The sequence below is a fragment of the Loktanella sp. DJP18 genome (assembly GCF_049310965.1).
GTDB lineage: Bacteria > Pseudomonadota > Alphaproteobacteria > Rhodobacterales > Rhodobacteraceae > Loktanella.
Genome location: NZ_JBMERN010000195.1, coordinates 1 through 4913, shown reverse-complemented (window position 1 = coordinate 4913; position 4913 = coordinate 1). Strand labels below are relative to the sequence as shown.

The following is a 4913-nucleotide window of genomic DNA, read 5'->3' as shown; positions in this document are numbered from 1 at the left end:
ACACAGAAGCCGGGTTCTGTCCTGTGCGATTGACAAAATGCTTGCATTTATTGCAAGCACTTCCTAACTGGACGCATGAACAACAAGCATCGCAAGACACTCGCGACCGTGTTCACCGATCCTGTATCCGGGACGGTTGAATGGTCAGCGGTGGAAAACCTGCTCGTGGCCGCAGGGGCGCGGGTGATCGAGGGGAATGGATCGCGGGTGCGCTTCGAAAAGGACGGCGAGGTCGAAACCTTTCACCGTCCGCACCCTGCCAAAGAGGCCAAGCGGTATCAGGTCCGCGCCGCCCGCGCATTTCTGGAACGGATAGGAGTTACGCCATGACGAACACCATGACCTACAAAGGCTATGCCGCCCGTATCGCCTATGACGACGAAGACGGCATCCTGACGGGGCAGATCGCAGGTATCCGCGACGGCGTGGGCTTTCATGCGGACAGCGTGGATGCGCTGAAAGAGGCGTTTCACGAGGCTGTCGATGATTACGTCGCCACTTGCGCCAAGGCGGGGAAAGAACCGCAAAAACCCTATTCGGGCCGCGTGATGTTTCGCGTCGATCCCGAGGTTCACCGCAAGGCGGCACTGGCGGCGGAGCTGGCCGGGAAAAGCCTAAACCAATGGGCTGAGGATGTGCTGAACCGGGCCGCCCAAGGTGGTCCGTCAACCTGATGGAGCGGCAGCTTCACCGGCGATCCCCAGATCCGGCCTATCGCTACGAGCTGAAATGACAACCCGCCGGCTGCCGTGGAGGACCGTTGCAGTTGCAGGATATGCGTACTGTATACCAAAATTGCATTTTGGCCTCCGTACTGTGCTCAAAGCCGCCCCGCATAGCGGCACGCGCAGCCGCTGCGTGCGATCTCGGCTCGATGCCCTCATGCCTCTTACAGGCTCCCAGATCGCCTCTGGCGGCATGTGAGAATCTATTCCAATCCACCCATTCGGCTGATCGGCCCAAGGAGTCTCATGGCGGGGTTTACTGCTGGGATCTGAGAGAGCGGTGCCCGCCATGCGCTGCACGGTTCAGTATCTCTTTGGTCCACTGGTTGATCCTCTTGCCTGACAGCTACCGCCAGTGCAGCCTTTTGGTGAATCTCTAGATCGATAATTTTATTATACTACCTATACTTAAAAACCTAAAATTTTTAGTAGGTTATGAAATAGAGGCAGTATAATTATAAAAATAACGCGAATACACATCAAAAGAAATCTGGGGTAGGTGATCTGCGGTCCGCCAAGGCCCAATTATACACATCCAATATTTGAGATGCTTTTGCTTCCCAAGTGAACTTTGATTGTACATATGCTTGGCTTGCCGCCCCTATGTCGGGCAACGTAGAAGGATCAGCAAGGATCGCCTCTAATTGAATACCAAAATTCTCTACAATTTCAGAACGTGTACCAATGGGCACCTTAAAACCTGTTTTGAGGCCAACCAATTCGCCAGGACCAGCGTAATCGACAATCAAAGGAACAACCCCAAGTGACATGGCTTCAATGACGACACCACCACCGAATTCACGAATTGATGGGAACGTAAGCAGGTTTGATTGCACTGCTATATCTTGCACGGCGTGGTGATCAAGCATCCCGTGAAATGTCACTGATTTTTCCAATCCAGCCTGCTGCACTTGGGATTCTAGTCCGTTGCGCATGGGGCCATCGCCGATAATGTCCAAAATTAGTCGCCCCTCTTGTAACGCGGGGCCCGCTGCCTCAAGAAGCATGTCTGGACCTTTGTAAGGAACAAGCCGCCCGATAAAGCATGCTCGAAGGGGCCCAGAAATATCTTGTTTAGCCCGCTTGTTGAATCGCTTCGGGTCAATTCCGTTTTCAGGAATATAGACCGTACGATCCTGCAAATTAAGGGGAATTTCGCTTTGTGTATGGCGGGATCCCGTGATTATCGCTGCTGCCGCTTTAAGACTTTTGCGGCGCCCAGGCATAAGTTTGTAAACACTACGCACATACGATAGCCATTCGCGTTCGCGCCGCCGCTCACTATCGAAACCGCGTGGCCATGGTACTCCGCCATTCAGCGGGCCCATTACAAATGGCACGCCTGCACGGGCGCATTTGGTAGCGATCGGCGATTGAGCAGTGGGAGTAAGCGGTGTGATGCGGTGGACTAAGTCATATTTACCGTCACTAATATGCGCTCCAAACTGCTGCCAGATCTGCCGTTCAAAATAGAGGTACGATAATCCACTAATTGCAGTTCCAGCGGTCCAACCCATCTTAAGGGTTTCGGCAAGGTGCCATAGTGGCCGTGCGATTTTTTCAGAATTGATAGCGGTGAAGTCTTGCCCCTCGATCAATCCGGCGCGTAGGAATGCATCGCGGTTACGCACTTGCGTTATAATATGCACATCTGCCACATCGCGAAGAGCCGTAGCTAATGACCATCCAACAAGTGGCACACTTACCCATTCGGGGTTCGCGGCCTCTGCGATGACTAAGACCTTAAGGCGCGCGCCCACATTTTCTTTATTCAATGATTTATTTCCTACTACGGTGGGATTTCTGGCATATATGTTGTATTGCTTTAGCAGTTTAATGCTAACGGATAATTTTGTTAAGGTAAGTAATTTTATTGTCAGCTATTTTGATGACAACCCTTGTATTTAATAAGTCGCTTTGATCCTCATAGTTGAACTTTGGCCTGCTTCACAAACGCTCGTTTTTGGAACGGTTGTTACCTCTTCTGTTTTCTGCTGCCACAAACCCGGTTCAAAAACAGAGGTGTTGTTGAAGGTTTGTGGACGCTATCTCCACCACCAGCGTCGACGAGGCCTTTCAGCCAGCTTTTCGGCCATTTCGCGCCACCTGTCGCGGTCCAGTTCAGCTTGGTCTCTTGCCCTTTCCGCGGCATCGGCGCGGGCTGTCTCACCAGCCAGTTTTTCGCGCAATTCCGGGCTTATATCAGGGTGTGCGGGATGCTGCTGCCGCACACTGTGCGCACACCACTGGTCCAGATCCTCGGTTGAAACCTGCCAGTTATTCTTGTTGTCGCGATGGGCCTTTAATATATGGCTCTTTATGGCTCTCATGATTGCCCATCGGGACACTCCAGCCGCCTGTGCGGCCTGTGCGGGAGACATGTGCGATGGGGTGTGCGGAGCCGTCACCTATCGCACCGAATAGCTTTTACACCATGTGGTGAAAGTCTTCTCAATATTTGCCATATCGAGAGGGATCGACCTATCACCACACCACTTGCGGAAGGCTTCGGCCAGGATGCGCAAGTCAGGTGTGTGCCGCCCTTCAATGCGTGGCGCGTTTTCCCGCGCAATCCGGCCCCAAGGCTGGGCGTCCTTTACCGATCCGTGCTCGGGAAATGCCGGTGCAGGGGTTTCCGCCATGCCGTCCCGCCGTGCTTTTCGGCCGACTTTGGGGCGGTCCAGTTCGGCCTTCACTTTGGTCAGGTCTTCCTTGACCTCCCAAGCGATCTCAACCTCTACCACAGCGCGCCCAATCTTATGATACGTCGCCGTCAGGTGCAGTCGTGTCAGGTCGCTGTTGATCTCGGCAATGGCAGGTTCAATTGCGATTTGTTTGAAATTGGAAAACCGTTCCAGCTTCCCTGTTGGTACTCCAAACATTGCCTTCAGCTCAGGCACGGAAAACCTCTTACTGGCGATGTGCTTAAAATTCTGTAAGCTGGCGATGTGCTGAAACATCAGCACAGAATATTTACTGCCCAGATGGAATACAGCCTGCCGGTCTAGAATGGCCCAATGGTTCGAATCCTGCGCCATACGCCGGAATGTGCGTCCAAAAGACCATGAGATAAGCACATCGCCGGTAAGCTCGTGGCGATAGTCCACGGTTGCCTCATCAAGCAAACCGCCGATGGTCCATGTCGATTGCTCCGGCTTATCGTGAATGATCGTCGCCGCCCGCAGCTCGACAAAAAGCGGCTTGAGGCTTTGCTGATCGTGATGCGCCATGCCTTCGATCTTGCGAATGTCAGACAAGCGCATGTTGTGCAGCACATCGTCAGCCATTCTACCGCCTGCCGTGCCGATCATGAGGTGCATCAACTTGAGGGCGCGAAGGCTTGGCGCATTTTCCATATAGACGCCCCGCGCAACCTCGGCAGGCAGCACGGTTTTGGTCTGGTCATAAGCGCGTTCAGCGGCCACTTCGATTGTCTTTGCCATAGGCAAGTTAAATCAGCTACAAAAACTTGCCTGTCAACTAGCAGTTTTAGCCCAATTCCTTGCCTTTGCGGCCCAATTCCTTGCCTTTGCGGCCCAATTCCTTGCCTCAAACGAGGAAATTTATGGAAAATCAGTTAGTTGCAAGCCCTGAACTTATAGAACTTATAGAACAAGAAGGCGCTACGCGCTTTTTTGGAAAAATATGGGGGTAGTTTGGCGCTTTCTGAGGCGTCAGCACTCCCTTTCAGCCCATCCAAAGTTTTTAAAATCTGATTGCTGGGGACGGAAGCAAGCACGCTTAGGGTTTCCATATCCGGCGTATCGCTCCTGCCAGCGTCTTGGCCGGCGCTGTAGGGCTCTCTGGAGCCTGTAGATCGCGCTGTGTGGCCTCTTGTGGCTCTTTTGGTGTGTCGAGTGGCTCTGGAGCCTCTGTGGCGCTTTGAGGGGCCTCTACCGCAGCATCGCCATCGCAGCGAACCAACCCTTCAGCGGCTGGGATCAGATCTTCCCCGACAAGGCGATGACCGTAGCGGCCATCGACCGCCTCGTCCATCACGCGAGCATCCTCGAGATGAACGCCGAAAGCTTCCGTCAGCGTGCTGCCGCCTCCAACAAAAGGGCACAGGCCGAAACGCCGCCGACAACCATCACCGACAACCAAAACGAAGGAGACACCTAACCAGAAACATTGAACGACACGCCAACCTCAGCGGCCTGAAAACCGGCCAAGATGGTTGTCGCGCGC

General features: G+C 53.5%; 4 protein-coding genes and 1 pseudogene. 3 read left to right on the top strand and 2 right to left on the bottom strand.

Going from position 1 to position 4913, the window contains the following annotated elements:
* The first annotated feature begins 75 nt into the window (after nucleotides 1–75).
* Entirely contained in the window at nucleotides 76–330 is a 255-nt protein-coding gene (locus ACOI1H_RS23560; protein ID WP_422438457.1) for a type II toxin-antitoxin system HicA family toxin, read from the top strand.
* The gene (locus ACOI1H_RS23555; protein WP_422440605.1) at nucleotides 327–674 is read left to right on the top strand and encodes a type II toxin-antitoxin system HicB family antitoxin; all 348 of its coding nucleotides are present in this window, start codon (nucleotides 327–329) and stop codon (nucleotides 672–674) included. Before ACOI1H_RS23560 ends, ACOI1H_RS23555 begins: the two co-directional genes overlap by 4 nt.
* Before the next feature lie 530 nt (nucleotides 675–1204).
* Here ACOI1H_RS23555 and ACOI1H_RS23550 read toward each other — a convergent pair.
* Nucleotides 1205–2500 (bottom strand): glycosyltransferase family 4 protein, encoded by a 1296-nt coding sequence (locus ACOI1H_RS23550; RefSeq protein WP_422440604.1) that lies wholly within the window; start codon nucleotides 2498–2500, stop codon nucleotides 1205–1207.
* Nucleotides 2501–3133: 633 nt separating this feature from the next.
* On the bottom strand, nucleotides 3134–4168 hold the full coding sequence (locus ACOI1H_RS23545; RefSeq protein WP_422440603.1) for a replication initiation protein: 1035 nt from the start codon (nucleotides 4166–4168) through the stop codon (nucleotides 3134–3136).
* A 454-nt stretch (nucleotides 4169–4622) separates the two neighbouring features.
* Here ACOI1H_RS23545 and ACOI1H_RS23540 point away from each other — a divergent pair.
* Nucleotides 4623–4847: pseudogene (locus ACOI1H_RS23540) on the top strand (ATP-binding protein); the annotation flags it as partial.
* Nucleotides 4848–4913 lie beyond the last annotated feature (66 nt).

Bases quoted from the DNA above. Each gene is read 5' to 3' on its own strand.
- ACOI1H_RS23560 (WP_422438457.1), top strand. From the start codon at position 76: ATGAACAACAAGCATCGCAAGACACTCGCGACCGTGTTCACCGATCCT.
- ACOI1H_RS23555 (WP_422440605.1), top strand. From the start codon at position 327: ATGACGAACACCATGACCTACAAAGGCTATGCCGCCCGTATCGCCTAT.
- ACOI1H_RS23545 (WP_422440603.1), bottom strand. From the start codon at position 4,168: ATGGCAAAGACAATCGAAGTGGCCGCTGAACGCGCTTATGACCAGACC.